Here is an 18,508-nt window from a genome sequence, read left to right on the forward strand (position 1 = left end):
GATGTCATCCGCGCTGCGTCTGTCGATCATCATGGTGCTTCTGCTCGCAACCACGGCGTTCGGGCTTATTGCCTATAACATGAACCTGCCGAAGGCGCCCGCTCCGGCCCCGGTGCAAGTCACGGAGACGGCCCCGGCACCGGCGACGACCGCCGGATACTTCGTCGCGGCGCGTTCCTTGCCGAAGGGAACTTTGGCTCGCGAAGAAGATTTCACGGTGCGATCGGTGCCACCGGAGCGCATTCCTCAGGGCGCGATCCTTGAAACGCCCGAGTCCAAGGCCGGACTTCCCGGTTCTCTGATCCGCAGGTTCGTTGAAGCAGGCAGTCCCGTGACGTTGCAGGACATTCTGCGTCCGCGGGACCGAGGCTTCCTGGCCAGCGTCCTGGCACCGGACAGCCGTGCCATCAGCATCAAGGTCGACGAGGAGGCGGGCGTCTCCGGCCTGATCAGGCCGGGTGATCATGTGGATGTCGTATTGACCCAGGTATTCGAGAAGGTCGACACCGCACGTCGAGCCCTCAGCGAGACCGTTCTGCGCAACGTTCGAGTGATCGCGATCGACCAGGAGATCGTGCAGGGTGCACGACCAATTGGCGGAATGGCAGGCAAGCAAACGCAAACCGTGTCCCTGGAGCTTGCGCAGGAGCAGGTCAAGAAAGTCACCGTCGCAAAGCAGCTCGGAACACTGTCTCTGGCCGTGCGTGCAGCAGTCGATCAATGGGACAAGGCCGACACTGGCGCGATGTCAAGCTGTGATGTGTCCCCGGAACTTGCTCGTCAGTACGCGATCGCACGTCAGAGAACGGCAGTCGTCATTCATTCGGGCGGCGAGACCAAGCAATATACGGTCAGAAAGCAAGACGAGGACGCTCTCGTCAGCTGCGAGGGGGCCTCGGAAGTTGTGCACCAGACCGCAACGGCCGAAGCTTATGCCAACAGGTTTTCGGAGAAACGTTGATGAACATTGCCATAGCCGCTCCGCCCGAAGAATCGACATCGATCGTCACGCGTAACCGCATCGTCTGTTTCGTAAACGACGAGATCAGCGCCGCGGCTTTGCGCAAGGGCCTCGAAGGCGCCAACCTCTCGATCAGGCGCGGCACGATCCGCAATGCGATACGGATGCTGGAATCCGACACAGACCTGTTCGCGCTGGTAACAGACATCAGCGGCATCGATGATCCCTTCACTGAACTGGAAAGGCTGGCCGGCCTCTGTCCGCCCGATGTCCGCGTAGCTGTGATTGGCGAGAACAGGGAGATCACCTTCTACCGTGAGCTTCTGGAGCTCGGCCTGGCCGAGTATCTGCCGCGGCCGCTCACGCGCGATTTGGTGCTGGATCAGCTGCGCCCCAAGCTGCTGGGCGATACGGCGGCCAACCAGATCGATCGTGGTGGGCATGTGGTCTCGATCTGCGGAGCACAGGGCGGCGCCGGTGCCACGAGCATCGCGATCAATCTGGCGCTGCAGCTTGCCGAGACCACCAAGGCCAAGGTGGCGCTGCTTGACCTTCATCTGCAGGGCGGCGAAGCCGCCGTGATGTTGGGTGTCCGTCCCGGGCCGGGGCTGCGCATCGCCCTGGAGAATCCGATGCGGGCGGACACGCTGTTCCTCGAGCGGGCGGCAATCGAAGTCAACGAGCGGGTCTGTCTGGTCTCGGCCGACGAGGATCTCGATGCGCAGCTCGAAATCACGGAAGCCGGCGTACGACACGTGCTGGGTCTGCTCCGTCAACGATTCAACTACATCGTTGTCGATGTGCCCGTCCCGTTCCCGCCATCGATCTATCCGGTGATTACGCTTTCCCGTCACGTGATGGTGCTGCTCGAAGCCGAGGTGACCGGACTTCGCAACGCCCACGCGCTGCGCACCGCCGTCATCAACATAGCCGGCAAAGATCGGGTCTTTACCTTGCTCAACCGGGCCGGTCGTCCCGGTGGACTTCCCAGGGCGGCAGTCGTCAAGGCGATGGGCGCAGAGCCGGACATCGTCGTTCCCGATCTCGGCAAGGGGATGACCGAGGCGGTCAATCTCGGAATTCCGGCTCTGAAGCACGTCAGGAAGTTGCGACGTCACCTGGCGCCGATTGTACGGGAGATCAGCGGTGTCGGCGCCGAGCGGAAGAGCTGGTGGAGGAGGGTGCTCACAGCACATCTGGGATGAAAAAGTTCGGTCGGCGTGAGGAAGAGGCGTCCGTTTTTGCAGGTGCGTTGGGGGCTGGGCTGCCTGGTCCTGCGGCAGGCTTGCCTCTGTCGATGCCCAACGTTGCTGCATCCGCGCCGAGTGCTCCACTCGTGTCAAACGTGCCCGCATCCGCGCCGAGGCGCGACGAACCCCCGATCCACCACCCGGTGATACCGGCTTCGTTGCGTGAACGGGTCATCGAGCAGATCGAGCCAGCGGTGGCCGCAACCGTTTCGCGCGAAGTTCTTCGGCGGCAGATCGAGGAAATCATCCATCAAATTGCCAACCAGGAGCGGCTCGAGCTGTCGGGGCGCGAGCAGCTTCAGCTTGCGGACGAGATTGCCGACGACATGACGGGGTACGGGCCGCTTCGTCCGCTGCTGCTCGATCAATCGATCAACGATATCATGGTGAACGGTCCGAGCAACGTCTACGTGGAACGAAGCGGCAGGCTGGAACGAATCGCAGTGCGATTCCGCGACAATGATCATATCGCCTCCGTCGCTCAGAAGATTGCCGCGCAGGTTGGCCGGCGCGTCGACGAATCCAGCCCGATGGTGGACTGCCGCCTGCTGGATGGCAGCCGCGTCAACATCATTCTCCCGCCGCTGGCGATCCATAGTCCGTGCATCTCCATCCGGAAGTTTCCAACCCGGCGTTTGGACATTGGTGGATTGATCGAAAATGGCTCAATGACCGCGGCCATCGGAAAACTGCTGGAGATCGCCGCCCGGTCTCGGCTCAATGTTCTGGTCTCCGGCGGTACCGGATCCGGCAAGACGACGCTCCTGAACGCGATGAGTCAATTCATTGATCACAGCGAACGCATCGTAACGATCGAGGATGCGGCAGAGTTGCAGCTTCAGCAGCCGCACGTGATCAGCCTGGAGACCCGGCCTCCCAGTCTGGAGGGCACAGGGCAGGTGACGCAACGCGATCTGCTGGTGAACGCCCTGCGCATGCGTCCCGACCGAATCGTGGTCGGCGAAGTCCGCAGCGCGGAAGCTTTCGACATGCTCCAGGCGATGAACACCGGCCATGACGGTTCGATCTCCACGGTCCACGCCAATAGTACCCGGGACGCCCTGACCCGCATCGAAAACATGGTGCAGATGGGACAAGTCAATCTACCGTCGCGAGCCATTCGAGCTCAGATCGTCGCTGCACTCGATCTCATTGTGCAGGTCGAACGCATGCGGGACGGGCAACGTCGTATCGTTCAGATCAGTGAGGTCATCGGCCTCGAAGGGGAGGTGATCACCACCAATGACATCGCAGCCTTCGAATACAAGGAGGAGGATGAGCAGGGTCGTCTATCGGGCACCTATAGGTGCAACCTTGCGACTCCGAAATTCAAGAGCCGTCTTGTCTATTACGGGCTGGATGGAGCGTGGGCCGAGGCAATGAGGCAGATATGATGCCGGAGTCCGTAATCGCGTCCTTTCTGGCGCTCGCGATGTGCGCGGCAGCCATTTCGTTGTGGCTCGATGCTCGGGAGCGACGCATCAATCGCCGGCTGGCGGTTGCTCTGCCAGCTTCCCATCCAGTCAACCTACCATCCATTCGCCGGTTGGAGGCGGGGTCTTCGTCGCTGTTGCTCCATCGCGTGGCCAATTACAATCGCGAGATTCCTTACGCCTGGCATCCAATCTATGTGTTGCTTGCCGGTGCCATCGCAGCAGCAGCAATCCTTTACACCAATCGCCTGCTGGGATTCTCCATTCTTTACGTGTCCGTCGCGGCGGCAATTGCCGCCATCGTCGTCGTGCGAGGCCTCTTCGGGTGGCAGCAACGTCGCTTCGCCAGGCAGCTCTTTCGACAGCTGCCTGATGCGATCCAGCTCGTGACGAGCACCGTTCGATCGGGTCTGCCTGTGCACGAAGCTTTTCGCGCCCTCGCGCGCGACATGCCGCAACCAACAGCTGGGCAGTTTGCCATCGTATGCAGCGAGGTGAACCTTGGAAGACCTCCGGAGGACGCCGTCCAAAGTGTCTATCGGCGAACGCAGGTGGCGGAATATGCGATGTTCGCGGTGACCCTTGCAGTTCAGTTGAAGTCGGGTGGTAGCCTTGCGGAGACCTTACAGAACCTGGGAGACACCGTGAGGCAACGTGTTGCACTGGCTGCTCGGGCCAAGGCGCTGGCAGGAGAGGTGATCTTTTCCTCGCGGGCGCTGACGATCTCGCCCTTGCTTGGGGGCGGGGTGCTATACGCGGCCAATCCGCAAACGGTCGACCTGTTGTTCACTGATCCCGTTGGAAACAAGCTGCTGGCTTACGCAGTGGTCTCGGTGCTTGTCGGGGCCTTGGTGATAAGTTGGATGGTCAGACGGGAAACGGCACTATGACGCTCGGTCTTGGTCTGGTGGCTCTCGCATTGGCAGCTGGTGCTGCGAGCTGCGTGTTGATCATCCGCGAAATGCACATTCGCGCTTTGGACGTGCGGGTCTCGAACGCCGTGATGGGCGTTGCTGGACGGTCAGCGCCCTTCCAAGACATGACCGGTTGGTTTTCGTCGCTCGGCATGCGGTACCGCCGTTTCTACGCCGAGGAAAATCTGGATCAGCTGCGAGCGATTCTTCAATCATCCGGTTTCAATCACCGTCGAGCCCTGCCGACCTGGATCGGTGTCAAGGCCGTCAGCATGTTCTTATGCCCGATCATTGCCGGAGGGGTCGCTCAGCTCTTGGGGAAGCCGCTGCTGGACGTGCTTGTCTTCACACTGATGGGCGTGGCGGTCGGAATCGTGGGACCGCGGTTGATACTGGCGATGCTGAAGCGGCGGTTTGATGCGGCCATTCGTCTGGGCACGCCGGATATGATCGATTTGCTGGTTGTGTGCAGCGAAGCGGGAATGGGCCTGGAGAGCGGGCTGGCACGCGTTGCGCAGGAAATGAATGAGACCAATCCCTCCATGGCCGGGGTCTTGAGGAATCTTCTTGATGATCTGCGGATACTGCCTAGCCGCAGCGAGGCATTCGAGAAGCTGGGAGCTACGTCGGATGGGCTGCGCCGATTCGGGACTATGCTCGCCCAAAGCCTGCAATACGGGACGCCGATTGGCCAGGCGCTGCGGAGCATCGCCGTCGACCTGCGGCGGGAACGTATTACCAAGCTCGAAGAAAGAGCACACAAGCTGGGCGCCAAGCTGACCATTCCCATGGTGCTGTTCCTGCTTCCAGCCATGTTCGTCATTTTGGGAGGAAGTCCCATTCTGCATCTCGTACGTTCATTTGCCAGCTTCGGTAAATAGCCATGAGCACCGTTGTCCTGTCGAAAGCCTCCTCTTACGATCGGACGATGCAGCTGTTCGGCGGCATGTGGTTCATGTTGCTGGCACTTGGCGTCGCCTTCAAGATTGGCTCGTCGCCCGATGATCCCTGGCCCTCGCTCTTGTCGAGCGTGTGCCTTGCGATCTTCTACGTACTGCTGGCTCTGTTGACCATCACGCGGCCGCCGGCAAAGGCGCAGGCGGAAGGTCTTCGCCCGAGAATAGCGGCGTTCGTCGGCACTTACATGCCATGGTCGATCGCGCTCTTCGGCAAGACCGACCAGGCGCTCCCAAACCTCGCATCCACCGCTTGCGTGTTGATCGGCATGATCATGATGCTGGTCACCATCAGGCATCTTGGCAGGTCGTTCAGCTTGGTGCCACAGGCGCGCAACGTGGTGCAAACAGGTCCGTATCGGTGGATCAAGCACCCGCTCTACCTTGCGGAAGAAATCGCGGTATTGGGTGTGGTGCTGAAAAACCCGTCGCTGCTGACCGCTATCCTGCTCGTCCTGCATATCGGCGTCCAGATTTGCCGAATTCATTACGAAGAGGACCTGCTTCGGCGCAACTGCCCTGAATATTCGAGTTACGAAGCCTCGCGCTGGAGGGTGATCCCCTATGTTTGGTGATTGCCGTTCCGGTCGACGACCGCGGTCGAGGTAGGCTCATGAGCCACAAGAAGTCGTTCATCGTGGATCAACGCGGGGCCGTCGCGTTTGAGACATTGATCGTCTACCCGGTTTTGGTGGCGTTCCTGCTCATGCCGCTCGCCGACTTGGCTGCTGCAGGCTTCCAGTTTATCTCCGCTTGGAGCGCATTGCGCTCCTTCGGGCAGTATGTGCAGTACGCTAATCCGCTCGCCCCTGACGGCACGGTGAGCTGGAAGACAGGGCTACAGACGACAGTCGCCGGTCATGCGATCAGCAACCTTCAGGTTTTGTGCGGAGACGCAGGGGCCACCTGTTCGCCAGGCAATCTGGAGTCTCCCAAGTACATTACATTCTCGACAACCATCACCTTGGCTCCAATTGTGTGGAGAGGGGTGCTGTGTCCCACCACTTGTACCTACACGCTGCCTTACTCAGAACGGTTCCAGTAGGGGGCTTCCATGCGTAGTCTACTCCGTTCCCAACGTGGCTCCATCGCATTCGCAACAGTCATCGCTCTCGTGCCACTCATCGGAGTGGTCGCACTCGGGGCGGAGGCCGGATCGTGGTACGTCACCCGCCAGCATGCGCAGAACGCGGCCGACTCGGCCGCCTATTCGGGCGCATTGCGGCTTTCATGTACGATGGCGGGTGCGGCCTGCGACACGCAATCAGTGGATTATCGCGGCAAGGAATTCGCGGCACAGAACGGATTTTGCAACTCGAGTCCCAACGACGCTACCGGCTATCCGGGCAGAAACTGTCCGACAACCCTACCGACCGGAATCTCGCGGGCCGTGCAGATCGATATCGGCGACTACAGTGCGGGCACGTTCACAACACCACCTGCAGGCACCGGCAACGCCGTTCGCGCCAGGGTCAGCCAGCAACAACCGGCGTACTTGGCGGCAGTGCTGGGTTTGACCACCGTCAACATCCCCGCCCAAGCCATTGCACTGGTCCAGCAGCCGACCAAGGCGTGCGTCCTCGCGCTTGGACCTGATTCAGGCGCACTCAAGCTGGCTGGCAATCTCAGCAACAACGGAACTGGCTGCGCGCTGATGTCGGATACGAGTGTCCAACTCGCCAGCACTCCATCTTTCACCGGCTCGGGATGGGCGGTCTATGGTGTAAGTGGCTGCACCCCGTCGGGCACCTGCAGCGGTCTTAGCGTGCCGCACAACTATTTCATGACGTACGCTAGCAATCCGCTCAGCAAACTGGACACCGCATCGTTCAACAGCAGGACGGGCAATACAAATATGCCATGCACCCTTCAGGCGGATGGCTGGAAGCATTGCGCGCCAAATAGCGCCGGGACTGGGGCTTACGGCAGTTTCACGGTGCAGAACGGCGACAAGTACGTTTTGGACCCGGGAACATATTTCTTCTACAAAGCAAATATAAAGATGACCGGCGGACAACTGAAAGGCGTAGGCATAACCCTCGTCTTGCTTGGAGACTCGCAGCTCACCATCAACGGGGGTACGGCGGATCTTTCCGCGCCTGTCACTAACACGTTCTCCTCCGATCTAAATGGCGTCCTGATCGACGATCAGGCTCCGAGCAAGATCAGCAACAAGGTCACCATCAACGGTGGCGGTCTGGTTAGTCTGGGCGGGGCAATCTACTTTCCCAAGGTCGACGTTAGCTGGGCCGGTACGACTGCCAGCACCAATACGACCTGTTCGCAAGTGATCGCCAAAACGATCGACATGAGCGGTGGCGGCTACCTCAGCACGGAAGGCTGTGCTCCGGCCACGATCATTTACACCCAAGTTGTCGCTTTGGTGCAGTAATGAGAAAGCTCGACAATCGCGGTATCGCGCCCTTTGAATTCATCATGGTATTCGTGCCGCTTTTCACGTTGATGTTCGTCATCTTCGATCTCGGACGCTATGCCATCACGATGCAATCCTTGCGGACGCTCGCGAGTGCTGGCGCCCGTGCGGTCATGATTAGCTGCTATACGCCTGCCTTGCTTCAAAGCCCGCCGCAGTCGCCGGCCGGCTGCACCGGGGATCCCCTGTCCACCGCCGCCAAGCAGACCGCGGCCCCCTTCCTGTTTTTTGGAGGTCTGACGCCAACGTTGACCGTGGGGGCCACCAGCAACAGCTTGAGTGTTACAGCTTCCCAGGCAAACTTTACGATGCTGATGCCCATATGGGGCACAGCGCTCAATGCGCCGAGCGCCTCCAACCAGATTCCCTTCTAGGGCGAATATGGCAGCAAGTCTGACATGTTTCCCCCGGCAGTGCCTCGTGGCCGCGGCATGCGGGCCAAACGCGCGGATGCGGAATTACTCGGCCAAGCGAATCGCCAAGCGTGCGACCGACCGTCCTTCGATCGCAAAGCGACGACCGGAGCGCGTGCCCAGAGCGGTCGCGCCGCGGGATAGTTCCCCACAACCAGAGAGAATGATGCGCGCTGGCAACATTGCAGGGTTTTCTTTCTGCTTGCGGCTGTGCGGTAAGTATCTCGTCTTGCAAGCTGCCTGCATGAAGGACGATGATCTTGGAAGCACGTAGTAACGAATTGTAGTGGGACAGATCGTAAGCTCTGCGACGTGGTACGCGGAGGAGAATTGTTGAGGGCATCGAGCACGTAGATTTGCGGGGATGGCCGCGGATTACAGTGGGGGGACTCGAATGGGTGGTGATCGCGTTTCGGGTAGGGCTGCAGGGAGGCTTCTCGCCTTTGGCGTGATGGGTCTTGGTGCGGCGCTCGCCTCCTTTGCGACCCCTGACCGCGCGACGGCTGCAGACCGGCGGGGGTCCTCCGGCGGCGTCTTCGTCAGCGAAATGAACGACGTCCAGCGGGTCAAGCTCGTCGTCAACAAGTCACGCACCTTCAAGGTCGATACTGCTTTCGCAACCATCGTGGCCGGCTCGCCTGATATTGTGGACGTGAAATCGCTCAGCGATCACCTCATTTACGTGCAGGGCAAGCAGACCGGCACAACAAACGTCATACTATTTGATTCATCGATGAAGCAGATCGGGATCCTCGACGTCGAGGTCGTGATCGATACCGGAAATCTACAGCAGAACATCCGGACCAGCACCGGTGGCCAAGGTATTCGCGTGTCGGCTTCCGAGGGACAGGTGGTGCTCAGCGGGACCGCAGCCGACGCGGTTACCGCCGAGCGGGCCATGGCGATCGCCACCAGTACGGTCGCGAAAGGGGGCGTCGTCGTTAACGCGATGAGCGTCGCGGCGCCGCAACAGGTGATGCTCGAGGTGCGCTTTCTCGAGGTGAGCCGGGAGGCTGGACGCAACTTGGGCGTCAATCTCTATGCGGCGAATGCCAATGGGACGAACGTTGGCAACAGCGGGCTGGGCGGTGTGACACGCGCCGGTCGAGCACCGATTGGCGGAATCAATACCGCCAACGGTCCTCTCGGTGCCGGGGGAGGAGCTGTCGGCGCTCCGCCGACGGGTAGTCTTCCGATCCTCGGAACTCTGGGGACGCTTGCCGGGACTGCAGGGGGGGTCGCGCCGGCACCGTTCGGAAGTCTGTTGACCAGTCTCATTCGAACCAGCAATGGCGGCTCGGTGGATTTGTTGATCTCCGCGCTGGAAACCAAGGGATTGGCCCGCCGACTGGCCGAGCCAAACTTGACCACGCTTTCCGGCGATGCCGCCCGCTTCCTGGCTGGCGGTGAGTTTCCAGTGCCCATACCGACCCAGACGACGAACGGCTTTCCGACCATCACGATCGACTACAAGAAGTTCGGCGTCGAACTGGCTTTCGTGCCAACCGTGCTATCGCGCGGTGTGATCAATCTTCGCGTCGAGCCGTCGGTCAGCGAGCTTGATTTCACCAATGCGGTGACGATCCAGGGGACGACTGTTCCAGCATTGACCCGCCGCGACGCGCGCACGACGGTCGAGCTGCGCGACGGCCAGAGCTTTGCAATCGCCGGCCTGCTGCAAACCCGCAACCGTCAGGACATTTCGCAATTGCCCTGGATCGGCTCGGTGCCCGTGCTTGGAGCCCTGTTCAGCAGCAAGTCGTACCAGCAGGAGGAAACCGATCTCGTCATCATCGTGACGCCACGCCTGGTCGCGCCGGCCGCACCCGGTCAGCAACTGGCGTCGCCGCTCGACTCCCGCCTTCCGGCCAATGACGTTGATTTCTTCCTCAATGGCCAGATGGAAGTCCGCAAGCGTTACCATGACTACGTCAACTCCGGAGGCGAGGTGAAGGGACCGTATGGCCACATCATCGCGCCTGAACTCAGGGCCCCCGTCGTCGTCCCGGCCGCGAGTGCCGATCAGACGGTCGTCAAAACTCTAAACTAGAGGACGCGCGAGATGACGATCAGGTATCTGGCTCTGTTTGCGCCCTTCCTCCTCGGGGGATGTTACGGCGTCGCCGGTCATGACGAGGTGGATCGCTACTTTCAGCGTTCCGACACCATCACGATGAGTGCCGGCAATGCCAAGGAGGTCAACGCCGTCACCCATACAATCCATCCATGGCCGCGATACGTCGGCGATCGCCGGATCGCATACGATGCTCGACGCGTCGGCTCCGCGGTGACGCGTTACGGCAACCAGCAACAGCCGGTGGATCAGCTTCCCGACATGGGCGATCCGACGAAACTCATGGGCCAGCGGCCTCCGGTCACGCAGAATGTCAACGTAACTGGATTGGGTGCGGGAGCATCGGCGGGAGTATCGGTGCCAGTCGGCCGGGCAGAGGGCAGGTAGCGGCTTCAGGTAATTGAGTTGGGCGATGGGATATTTTGAGTGCGGTGCAGTGAGTCCGCTGGGCCGGGCGGGGACAAAATTATGCGACGTGCCATTTTACTGCTGACCTGTTGCTGGCTGGCGCCAGGCCTTGCTGCTTGTGACTATACCACGCGGGAGGCTGCCATCGTGGCTCCGGTCGAGCCACCGGGCGGAGACCCCGTGCAGGAGCCGACCGACGTCAAGTACTACCCGTCGGACGAGCCCGTGCGGCTGGGCCTGGAGCATTACAATCGCGGCAGTTACGGACTCTCACAGCGCTATTTCAAGGACGCCGTCGAGAAATCACCCAAGGACGTCACGGCTTGGATTGGACTTGCGGCGAGCTACGACAAGCTGCGTCGTTTCGACCTTGCTGACCAGGCCTATGCCCGAGCGATCCGGCTCGGCGGCGAAACTGTGCAAGTCCTAAATGACCAGGGATATTCGTACATGCTGCGCGGCAATCTGAGTGCGGCGCGCCGAAAGTTTGAGAAGGCCTATTCGCTCGATCCAGGCAACCCGGTCATCGCCAATAACCTCGAGCTTCTCAATGGCAGCCGGCGCTTCATTGAAAGACCACCAAACAACCAGCCTTAAGAGGGCGATCGGCTACTGCGATCGCGGCCAGTTCTCGTCAATTTGGCCCGATCACAGCATCAGCGTGACGGCTGCCGCTGCGGACGATGACAACAACGCCATTGCGAATGGTAAATCTTGCGCCGAGCAGTTTCCGCACCTTCTCCGTGATCGGAGAGGGAAAGGGAACGGTTTCTCCCACGACGGGATCGCCGACCCTTATCGTCTCAGTCGCGGGGCCCGCAACTGGTGCAGGCTTGATATAGTCTCGGATAAGCTGAATCTCTTCACGTGACAGGACAATCGGGGCCTGGTCAGATTGGGTCTCCAACGGCGGCCTGGGTGTTCCACTGCTTGCCTTTTCGCGGATCTCATTGGCGCTTGCGATCTGATCGAGCCTGGCTACGCGTAACTTGAGCGCGATGATATCACGTTGCAGCGTTGCGATCTCCAATTTGCGCGCGTTGACCTGCATGATGACAATGATCGCGCAAACGCAACTCACGACGAAGCCGACGCTCAGCAGTGCGATCAACCACCGCTCGAAGTTTCCCATCGACCCTCCGGTCGTCCGGGGGAGTTGATCGCGCTGGAGATGGCGCCGCCAGATGCGACGTGCTCGGTCGATCCAATTGGGAGATCCCGTTACGCCGGTCGCCGCCTGGCGCGGCCCAAAATGCGCGGGCGACGAGGCGGCTTGCTCTCGGGCTGGATCAACGACCGACGCCGTGTCGACTTGCTCAAGCCCTCGATTCTCGGGGACGCGATCCGCCGTTGTCAGACGAGCGGCAGGGTGGAAGGGATCCATCTGCTTATCGAGCCGACCCATCTCCGCTCTCCATGGAGCCATCCATCAACTTCAGCAGTTCCGCCGACGCAGCTCGAATAGGGTACCCGAGGACTCGATCAATCGGAACGGAAAAGGCTCCAAACCGCCCCGTGAGCTGCTCTAAGAGTAGTTTCAAGAGATAGGCCGCCAACTAGATGCCAGGGTTCACCCCACCCCCGCGGATGCTGCGACCAGTAAGTTCATTGATTGTTCTCAACCCGAGGCTGCCTCCTAATCAGCGAGTCCCAGGTTCGAGCCCTGGTGCGCCCACCATCGCGAAAGCGGTCTTATTCAATAAATCGCGGGAAGAACTGCCGAGCCCGAAACGGCTCTCGTGCGACCTTTCCCGCGGCCAGATTGCCGTGCGAATCTTCCTTCGTTTCATCATTTTCGCCCCTTCCGATTGAGCAGATCGATCACGTGCTCGTCGTTAGAGGCGGTGTGTGCACAGGCGGCGGACGAGAGCCGGCGCGGTCTCACATGTCCGAAGTCTGTGGTCGCGACACGTCGGTTCGACTCTCGCTCTCCGCCATCTTGCCAGCCGCACTCCGGGACCTTTACCTCGGGAAGTCTTGCCAATATTTGATATATCATGTATCAACGTTCGCAGACTATCTGCTCGAGATCTGCGGGACGCATGACGAAGCTTATCTTCGGGGTGGTGGCGGACGATTTGACCGGCGGCATGGAAACGGCCGCGATGCTGGTCGCTGCCGGCATCGAATGCGGATTTGTCACCGACCCCGATCTGGTTCGCGGCTGCGGCGATGTGCCGGCTATCGTGGTCGCGCAGAAGACGCGGGTGATCCCCGCGAGCGAAGCCGTCAGCATGACGGCGAAGGCGGCACGGGCGCTGCTTGCGCGGGGCGCGAGGCAAATCTTCTTCAAATATTGTGCGACGTTCGATTCCACCGACCAGGGGAATATCGGCCCCGTCTCCGATCTGCTGATGCAGCTGACCGGCGCCGAATACACCGCCTTTTGCCCGGCTTCTCCCGCCCTTCGAAGGAGTGTCTACAACGGTCATCTCTTTCTCGGCACCGAGCTGATCTCGGACTCGCCGAAACGCAATGATCCGCTGACGCCGATGACCGATCCCGATCTGGTCCGGGTTCTGCAGCGTCAAACGCGGGCCAAGGTCGGCCTTCTGGCGCATTCGCAGGTCAACGCCGGCGCGGACTCGGCCGGTCGCGCGATCGCGGAAGCGGCGGCTCGGGGTATCCGCTACTTCATTGCGGACACGATCTACGATCGGGATCTCGATACGCTTGCCACGCTCACCTGTGATTGGAAGCTGATGACAGGCAATGCGACGATCGTGCAGCACTACCCGGACATCTGGAAGGCGCGGGGGCTCATCGCCGCGGCCAGGAGACCGCCCAGTTTGCGCGCGGTTGGTGGCGGCGGCGTGGTTCTCGCCGGGAGTTGCGCCGAGCGGACGTTGGAGCAACTTGCTGAATTCGAGAAGAGCCATCCCTTGCTTCGCATCAATCTTCTGAACGCTGAAGATGCGGCGGCGACGGTTGGCGACGCGCTCGACTGGGCGCGGCCGCGGCTGCGGAACGGTCCTATCGGCTTCGCCACTTCGGACACGCCCGAGGCCGTCAAGATGGCTCAGGAGCGATACGGTCGTGAAGGCGCGGCGAAGCTCGCCGAAGCCATTCTTGGTCGACTCGCTGTCTCTCTTCGCAGTGTCGGCGTACGGCGCTTCGTCGTGGCCGGTGGCGAGACCTCTGGTGCGATCGTCGAGCAGCTCGGCATTCGACGTTTGCGGGTCGGTCCCTATGGCGGACCCGGCATCGGCACCGCGGTGACTGAAGACGAGGATCCGTTGGCCCTTTGTCTCAAGTCCGGCAAGCTGGGCCCCGTTGATCTGTTCGCGACGACGCTCGAAGCAATGTTGAATCCGGAGGGAGCCAATTGAACGAACGCGAACTCAGGCAATCCGTGCTGGATATCGTGGCCCGCCTCGAGGCCAAGGGCTTCAATCACGGCAGCAGCGGAAATGTCAGCACTCGCATCGGAGAAGACATTCTCATCACGCCGACCGGCGGCAATAGCGGCAACACCACCATCGACGGTCTCGTCCATTTGAAGCGCGACGGAACGGTGGTTGGAGACGGCTTGCCCTCCAGTGAATGGCACATGCATCTGGCGATCCTCAACGCCTATCCGCAAGTGAACGCGGTGGTGCACACCCATGCCGATTGCTGCGTCGCGCTGTCCTGCCTCGCAAAGCCAATCCCGGCATTCCACTACATGGTCGCCAGTTTTGGTGGCAACGATGTGCCTTGCGCACCCTACGCCACGTTCGGCACCAGGGCTCTCGCCGACGGCGCCGTCGCGGCGCTGAAACAACGCAAGGCCTGCCTGCTCGCGAACCACGGGATGATTGCCGTCGGCAAAGGGCTGCAGGCGGCCTTCGACCTCACCGTGAAGCTCGAAACCCTTGCCCGGCAGTATCTGCTCGCCTGTCAGGCCGGCGCACCCGCGATCCTTGCCGACGACGAAATGGCGCGGGTGGTCGAACGCTATGGCAGTTACGGCCGCGCTGCTCTGCCGGCCTGAGAAGGACTAGTCCATGGAGATCACCGGCAAGACCAAGATCATGTTTGTGCTCGCCGACCCGATCGATCATGTGCGGGCGAGTGCGGTCATGAATGCCTATTTCGGATCGATCGGCGAGGATGTGGCGGTGTCGCCGATCCATGTCCTGCCCGGCGATCTCGGCCAGATCGCCGCAAGCATCAGGCTCATGCGCAACGTCTTCGGCTTCGGCGTCACGATCCCGCACAAGACCGGCGTGATCGAGCATCTCGATGAGATCACGCCGACGGCGCGACTGATTGGCGCGGTCAATTTCGTGAAGCGGACGGCGGAAGGGCGCCTCGTCGGCGACAATCTGGATGCGAGGGGATTCATCGCCAGCCTCGCGCAGCATGAAATTGCGGTGCGCGATCGGAAAGTGCTCCAGGTCGGTGCCGGTGGCGCGGGACGCGCCACTGCATTCGGCCTGGCGGAGGCCGGGGCGCGCGAACTCACGATCATGAACCGGGATGAGGAGAAAGCTCGTGCGCTTGCGGCTGCCGTGGCGGCGCATTATCCCGCCACGAAGGTCAGCGCCGGCCGCGCGGAGGCGCGCGCATCGATCTCATCGTCAATACGACGCCGCTCGGCATGAAGCCGGATGATCCACTTCCGCTCGACATCGAAGGTGTCGGTCCCGGCGCCACCGTCAGCGACATTATCGTCAATCCAGCAGTAACCCGCCTTCTTGCAAGGGCGGCTGCGCAGGGCGCAAAGGTCGTCGGCGGAAAGCCTATGCTCGACGCGCAGATGGCCCTTGTCGCAGGGTTCATCGCGCGATAGCCTGATATATCAAATATTATATCGAAGTCGCTGGGGCGGCTTTGGATTGGGTGCAAGGGCCGCCCGAGGGCAGGCGAAAGGGAAGCGAGGCTTCGTGAATATTGCATCGGCCAGGCAATCGGCGTCGGGCGCATCGATCCGCATCAGTCGCTTGGAGAAGCGCTTCGGTGCCGTGTCCGCCGTCGATGGCGTCGATATCGATATTGCTGCCGGTGAGTTCATCGCCCTGCTCGGACCCAGCGGCTCCGGAAAGACGACGATCCTGATGAGCGTTGCGGGATTCGAATTCCCGACCAGCGGCACCATTCACGTCGATTCCGAAGACCTGACCTATGTTCCTTCGAACAGACGCAATCTGGGAATGGTGTTCCAGAACTATACGCTGTTCCCGCACATGTCGATTCTCGACAATGTCGCCTTTCCCTTGAAGATGCGCGGTCTCCGGACGGCCGAACGTCACGCGCGCGCCGAAGCCGCGCTCGCAACCGTGCGTCTGGCAGGCTATGGCCACCGTCGTCCGAATGAGCTTTCCGGCGGTCAGCAGCAGCGCGTGGCGCTCGCGCGTGCGATCGTCTATCAGCCGCGCGTCCTCCTGATGGATGAGCCGCTCAGTGCGCTCGACAAGAATCTGCGCGAAGACATGCAGCTCGAGATCAAGCGATTGCACGCCGAGCTTGGCATCACCGTCATCTTCGTCACCCACGACCAAAGCGAGGCGCTGACCATGGCCGACCGGATCGCCGTCCTGAGGGATGGCAAGATCCAGCAGATCGGGCCGGCGCGCCAGCTTTACGAAAGGCCCGCGAATCTCTTCACCGCCGGCTTCATCGGCGAGATGAATTTCGTCGACGTTGCCGTCCAAAGCGTCGGCGACGGCATCTCTGTGGCGCTGCCCGGGGGTGAAACATGGCGCCTGCCGGCCACGGCGGCCGTTGAGCCAGTTGCGGCCGGCGAGGCAGCGGTGCTGGCCGTGAGGCCCGAGCGGCTGCAACTCGGCGCCAATCCCGCCGGGCAAGTCATCACTGTGACGCTGAGCGACATCGTCTATGCCGGGGCAGCCCTGCTTCTGATCGGACGTCTGCCTGACGGCACCGAGATGCGCGCGCGAATCCCCGGCGCCTCGCAGCTCAGCTCCCTGGCCCCGGGTGACGTTGCGACCTTCACTATCCCTACTGAGGCGATGCTGCTCTACCGGGGAAAGCGGCGATGACGGAGGCGAGGCGATCGCATTTCTGGCATTCCGACGGCCGCCGGCTGAGCGGCCTGTCGACGTTGCTGCTGCTCCTGCCGTTCTTCGCCATCATCGCCTTCGTCTTCGTCTATCCGATCCTGCAGCTCCTGGTGATCAGCATCCTCGAGCCGCATCCGACCTTGGATAATTACGCGCGCGTCGTCGAAAATCCGGTTCACATGCGCGTCCTGATGCGCACGCTCTGGACCGCAACGCTGGTGACCGCCTTGTCGGTGATCCTCGGCTTCCCGGTCGCCTATTACATGAGCCGGGCGAAGGGAACGGTCGCCGCCCTTGTCGCGGTCTGTGTCATCCTGCCGCTCTGGTCGAGCGTCCTGGTGCGCACCGCCGCCTGGTCATTCCTGTTCCAGCGCAACGGGCTGATCAATTCGGCGTTGATGTCTCTCGGTCTGACGTCACAGCCGTTCAAGCTGCTTTACACCCAGAGCGCCGTCGTCATCGCCATGACCCACGTGCTCTTGCCGTTCATGATCCTGCCGATCTACGGCGCATTGCGCAGCATTCCGAACGACTATGGGCGTGCGGCCGCCGTGCTCGGCGCGACGCGCCTGCGGGCCTTTCTGGAAGTCATCCTTCCCTTGAGCCTGCCGGGCGTCGTCTCCGGTTCGCTGCTCGTGTTTCTCACGGCGATCGGCTTTTTCATCACGCCCGCCCTGCTTGGCTCGCCGCAGGAGATGATGATCTCGACGCTCGTTTCGAAGCAGATCCGTGAGGTGCTCGATTGGCCCTTCGCTGCGGCGCTGGTCGGGGTACTGACCGTATTCGTGACGCTGCTGGCGATCGTCTTCAGCAAGACGTTGCGGTTCGACCGGCTGATGGGGAATGCCTCGTGAAACCGCCGACCGACCGCGGATCGCTTGCGCTGGGGGCCTATGTCTATGCCGTGCTGGCCTTCATCATCGTGCCTCTCGTCATCGTCATTCCAATGTCGTTCAGCCAGAACGACTATCTGGCATTTCCGCCGTCCGGCTTCACGCTGAAATGGTACGCGGAATATTTTGACAGCAGGCAATGGCGTGCCGCCACCTGGCTCAGCGTGCAGGTCGCCTTGCTGACCGCTCTTTTCGCGTCGGTCATCGGCACAGCCGCGACCTATGCAATGATCCGCGGCCGCAGCCGGCTGGTCACGGCTTTCCAGATCCTTTTGATCGGGCCGGTCATTGTGCCGCATATCGCGCTCGCCGTCGGCCTCTATCTGTTTTTTCAGACGATCGGTCTCTCCGGAACCATTCCAGGCTTCGTGCTGGCGCATACGGTGCTCACCTTGCCGTTCGTCGTTTTCACGATGGCCGCCGCGTTGGGAAAGGTCGATGCCAATCTGGAGGCGGCCGCCATGAGCTGCGGCGCGACACGCTTCCAGGCCTTTCGCCTGGTCACGCTGCCACTCGTCCTGCCGAGTCTCGCCAGCAGTGTGCTGTTTGCCTTCATCATCTCCTTCGACGAGCCGGTGGTGTCGTTCTTTCTGTCCGGTGTGCGCCAGAAGACGCTGCCGCGCCGAATGTTCGAGGACATCGAGCAGAACCTGACGCCGGTGATTCCCGCGATCGCGACACTGCTGATCGTCCTATCCATTTTGATTCTGCTGGGGGCCCATGTCCTCCGATCCCGCAGCGTCACCCGATAGCGAGCCAGTGAGAAC

The 18,508-nt window shown here is 61.2% G+C and carries 20 protein-coding genes; 19 read left to right on the forward strand and 1 reads right to left on the reverse strand.

Going from position 1 to position 18,508, the window contains the following annotated elements; all coding sequences use genetic code 11:
- Position 1 precedes the first annotated feature (1 nt).
- The 12 genes from cpaB (at position 2) to ACNJYD_RS11220 (ending at position 11,440) form a co-directional block, all read left to right on the forward strand.
- Positions 2–961, forward strand: a complete 960-nt coding sequence (gene cpaB / locus ACNJYD_RS11165) for a Flp pilus assembly protein CpaB (RefSeq protein WP_212255193.1) — start codon at positions 2–4, stop codon at positions 959–961.
- Complete coding sequence (locus ACNJYD_RS11170; protein WP_172785655.1) at positions 961–2,166, forward strand: AAA family ATPase; 1,206 nt, start codon at positions 961–963, stop codon at positions 2,164–2,166. The genes cpaB and ACNJYD_RS11170 overlap by 1 nt, the downstream gene beginning before the upstream one ends.
- Positions 2,163–3,605 carry a CpaF family protein gene (locus ACNJYD_RS11175; RefSeq protein WP_246570733.1) on the forward strand — a complete coding sequence of 481 codons (1,443 nt, stop codon included), beginning with the start codon at positions 2,163–2,165 and terminating at the stop codon, positions 3,603–3,605. The genes ACNJYD_RS11170 and ACNJYD_RS11175 overlap by 4 nt, the downstream gene beginning before the upstream one ends.
- On the forward strand, positions 3,602–4,534 hold the full coding sequence (locus tag ACNJYD_RS11180) for a type II secretion system F family protein (protein WP_172785653.1): 933 nt from the start codon (positions 3,602–3,604) through the stop codon (positions 4,532–4,534). Before ACNJYD_RS11175 ends, ACNJYD_RS11180 begins: the two co-directional genes overlap by 4 nt.
- Positions 4,531–5,439 carry a type II secretion system F family protein gene (locus ACNJYD_RS11185; protein WP_172785652.1) on the forward strand — a complete coding sequence of 303 codons (909 nt, stop codon included), beginning with the start codon at positions 4,531–4,533 and terminating at the stop codon, positions 5,437–5,439. The genes ACNJYD_RS11180 and ACNJYD_RS11185 overlap by 4 nt, the downstream gene beginning before the upstream one ends.
- 2 nt (positions 5,440–5,441) lie before the next feature.
- Positions 5,442–6,089 (forward strand): methyltransferase family protein, encoded by a 648-nt coding sequence (locus ACNJYD_RS11190; RefSeq protein ID WP_172785651.1) that lies wholly within the window; start codon positions 5,442–5,444, stop codon positions 6,087–6,089.
- A gap of 38 nt (positions 6,090–6,127) precedes the next feature.
- Entirely contained in the window at positions 6,128–6,559 is a 432-nt protein-coding gene (locus ACNJYD_RS11195; protein ID WP_104464028.1) for a hypothetical protein, read from the forward strand.
- A gap of 9 nt (positions 6,560–6,568) precedes the next feature.
- Complete coding sequence (locus ACNJYD_RS11200) at positions 6,569–7,906, forward strand: TadG family pilus assembly protein (RefSeq protein ID WP_439366403.1); 1,338 nt, start codon at positions 6,569–6,571, stop codon at positions 7,904–7,906.
- On the forward strand, positions 7,906–8,322 hold the full coding sequence (locus ACNJYD_RS11205; protein WP_439366404.1) for a TadE family protein: 417 nt from the start codon (positions 7,906–7,908) through the stop codon (positions 8,320–8,322). The genes ACNJYD_RS11200 and ACNJYD_RS11205 overlap by 1 nt, the downstream gene beginning before the upstream one ends.
- A 433-nt stretch (positions 8,323–8,755) precedes the next feature.
- The gene (locus ACNJYD_RS11210) at positions 8,756–10,411 is read left to right on the forward strand and encodes a type II and III secretion system protein family protein (protein WP_439366405.1); all 1,656 of its coding nucleotides are present in this window, start codon (positions 8,756–8,758) and stop codon (positions 10,409–10,411) included.
- Positions 10,412–10,423: 12 nt separating this feature from the next.
- The gene (locus ACNJYD_RS11215) at positions 10,424–10,822 is read left to right on the forward strand and encodes a hypothetical protein (RefSeq protein ID WP_172785647.1); all 399 of its coding nucleotides are present in this window, start codon (positions 10,424–10,426) and stop codon (positions 10,820–10,822) included.
- 81 nt (positions 10,823–10,903) lie between these two features.
- Positions 10,904–11,440, forward strand: a complete 537-nt coding sequence (locus ACNJYD_RS11220; protein ID WP_135166076.1) for a tetratricopeptide repeat protein — start codon at positions 10,904–10,906, stop codon at positions 11,438–11,440.
- A 37-nt stretch (positions 11,441–11,477) separates the two neighbouring features.
- Here the strand turns inward: ACNJYD_RS11220 and ACNJYD_RS11225 are convergent, their stop codons facing one another.
- A complete protein-coding gene (locus ACNJYD_RS11225) occupies positions 11,478–12,248 on the reverse strand; it encodes a hypothetical protein (protein ID WP_439366406.1) in 771 nt (256 codons plus the stop codon).
- Between the two features lie 592 nt (positions 12,249–12,840).
- Here ACNJYD_RS11225 and otnK point away from each other — a divergent pair.
- The 7 genes from otnK to ACNJYD_RS11260 all read left to right on the forward strand — a co-directional run bounded on the left by otnK (position 12,841) and on the right by ACNJYD_RS11260 (position 18,493).
- Entirely contained in the window at positions 12,841–14,172 is a 1,332-nt protein-coding gene (otnK, locus tag ACNJYD_RS11230; RefSeq protein ID WP_439366407.1) for a 3-oxo-tetronate kinase, read from the forward strand.
- Positions 14,169–14,816 (forward strand): class II aldolase/adducin family protein, encoded by a 648-nt coding sequence (locus ACNJYD_RS11235; protein ID WP_439366408.1) that lies wholly within the window; start codon positions 14,169–14,171, stop codon positions 14,814–14,816. Before otnK ends, ACNJYD_RS11235 begins: the two co-directional genes overlap by 4 nt.
- 13 nt (positions 14,817–14,829) lie before the next feature.
- Positions 14,830–15,429: a shikimate dehydrogenase family protein gene (locus tag ACNJYD_RS11240; protein WP_439366409.1), complete on the forward strand. Its 600-nt coding sequence runs from the start codon at positions 14,830–14,832 to the stop codon at positions 15,427–15,429.
- On the forward strand, positions 15,426–15,617 hold the full coding sequence (locus ACNJYD_RS11245) for a hypothetical protein (RefSeq protein ID WP_439366410.1): 192 nt from the start codon (positions 15,426–15,428) through the stop codon (positions 15,615–15,617). The genes ACNJYD_RS11240 and ACNJYD_RS11245 overlap by 4 nt, the downstream gene beginning before the upstream one ends.
- Positions 15,618–15,717: 100 nt before the next feature.
- Complete coding sequence (locus tag ACNJYD_RS11250) at positions 15,718–16,827, forward strand: ABC transporter ATP-binding protein (RefSeq protein ID WP_439367462.1); 1,110 nt, start codon at positions 15,718–15,720, stop codon at positions 16,825–16,827.
- Positions 16,824–17,702 (forward strand): ABC transporter permease, encoded by an 879-nt coding sequence (locus ACNJYD_RS11255; protein ID WP_439366411.1) that lies wholly within the window; start codon positions 16,824–16,826, stop codon positions 17,700–17,702. Before ACNJYD_RS11250 ends, ACNJYD_RS11255 begins: the two co-directional genes overlap by 4 nt.
- Positions 17,699–18,493: an ABC transporter permease gene (locus tag ACNJYD_RS11260; RefSeq protein ID WP_439367463.1), complete on the forward strand. Its 795-nt coding sequence runs from the start codon at positions 17,699–17,701 to the stop codon at positions 18,491–18,493. The genes ACNJYD_RS11255 and ACNJYD_RS11260 overlap by 4 nt, the downstream gene beginning before the upstream one ends.
- Positions 18,494–18,508: the final 15 nt, after the last annotated feature.

Origin of the sequence: Bradyrhizobium sp. SPXBL-02 (genome assembly GCF_051853065.1) — a bacterium.
In the GTDB taxonomy this organism is placed as follows: domain Bacteria; phylum Pseudomonadota; class Alphaproteobacteria; order Rhizobiales; family Xanthobacteraceae; genus Bradyrhizobium.

Bases quoted from the DNA above. Each gene is read 5' to 3' on its own strand.
- ACNJYD_RS11215 (WP_172785647.1), top strand. From the start codon at position 10,424: ATGACGATCAGGTATCTGGCTCTGTTTGCGCCCTTCCTCCTCGGGGGA.
- otnK (WP_439366407.1), top strand. From the start codon at position 12,841: ATGTATCAACGTTCGCAGACTATCTGCTCGAGATCTGCGGGACGCATG.
- ACNJYD_RS11245 (WP_439366410.1), top strand. From the start codon at position 15,426: ATGAAGCCGGATGATCCACTTCCGCTCGACATCGAAGGTGTCGGTCCC.
- ACNJYD_RS11205 (WP_439366404.1), top strand. From the start codon at position 7,906: ATGAGAAAGCTCGACAATCGCGGTATCGCGCCCTTTGAATTCATCATG.
- ACNJYD_RS11195 (WP_104464028.1), top strand. From the start codon at position 6,128: ATGAGCCACAAGAAGTCGTTCATCGTGGATCAACGCGGGGCCGTCGCG.
- ACNJYD_RS11210 (WP_439366405.1), top strand. From the start codon at position 8,756: ATGGGTGGTGATCGCGTTTCGGGTAGGGCTGCAGGGAGGCTTCTCGCC.
- ACNJYD_RS11185 (WP_172785652.1), top strand. From the start codon at position 4,531: ATGACGCTCGGTCTTGGTCTGGTGGCTCTCGCATTGGCAGCTGGTGCT.
- ACNJYD_RS11255 (WP_439366411.1), top strand. From the start codon at position 16,824: ATGACGGAGGCGAGGCGATCGCATTTCTGGCATTCCGACGGCCGCCGG.
- ACNJYD_RS11175 (WP_246570733.1), top strand. From the start codon at position 2,163: ATGAAAAAGTTCGGTCGGCGTGAGGAAGAGGCGTCCGTTTTTGCAGGT.
- ACNJYD_RS11225 (WP_439366406.1), bottom strand. From the start codon at position 12,248: ATGGGTCGGCTCGATAAGCAGATGGATCCCTTCCACCCTGCCGCTCGT.
- ACNJYD_RS11190 (WP_172785651.1), top strand. From the start codon at position 5,442: ATGAGCACCGTTGTCCTGTCGAAAGCCTCCTCTTACGATCGGACGATG.
- ACNJYD_RS11200 (WP_439366403.1), top strand. From the start codon at position 6,569: ATGCGTAGTCTACTCCGTTCCCAACGTGGCTCCATCGCATTCGCAACA.
- ACNJYD_RS11220 (WP_135166076.1), top strand. From the start codon at position 10,904: ATGCGACGTGCCATTTTACTGCTGACCTGTTGCTGGCTGGCGCCAGGC.
- ACNJYD_RS11170 (WP_172785655.1), top strand. From the start codon at position 961: ATGAACATTGCCATAGCCGCTCCGCCCGAAGAATCGACATCGATCGTC.
- cpaB (WP_212255193.1), top strand. From the start codon at position 2: ATGTCATCCGCGCTGCGTCTGTCGATCATCATGGTGCTTCTGCTCGCA.
- ACNJYD_RS11180 (WP_172785653.1), top strand. From the start codon at position 3,602: ATGATGCCGGAGTCCGTAATCGCGTCCTTTCTGGCGCTCGCGATGTGC.
- ACNJYD_RS11240 (WP_439366409.1), top strand. From the start codon at position 14,830: ATGGAGATCACCGGCAAGACCAAGATCATGTTTGTGCTCGCCGACCCG.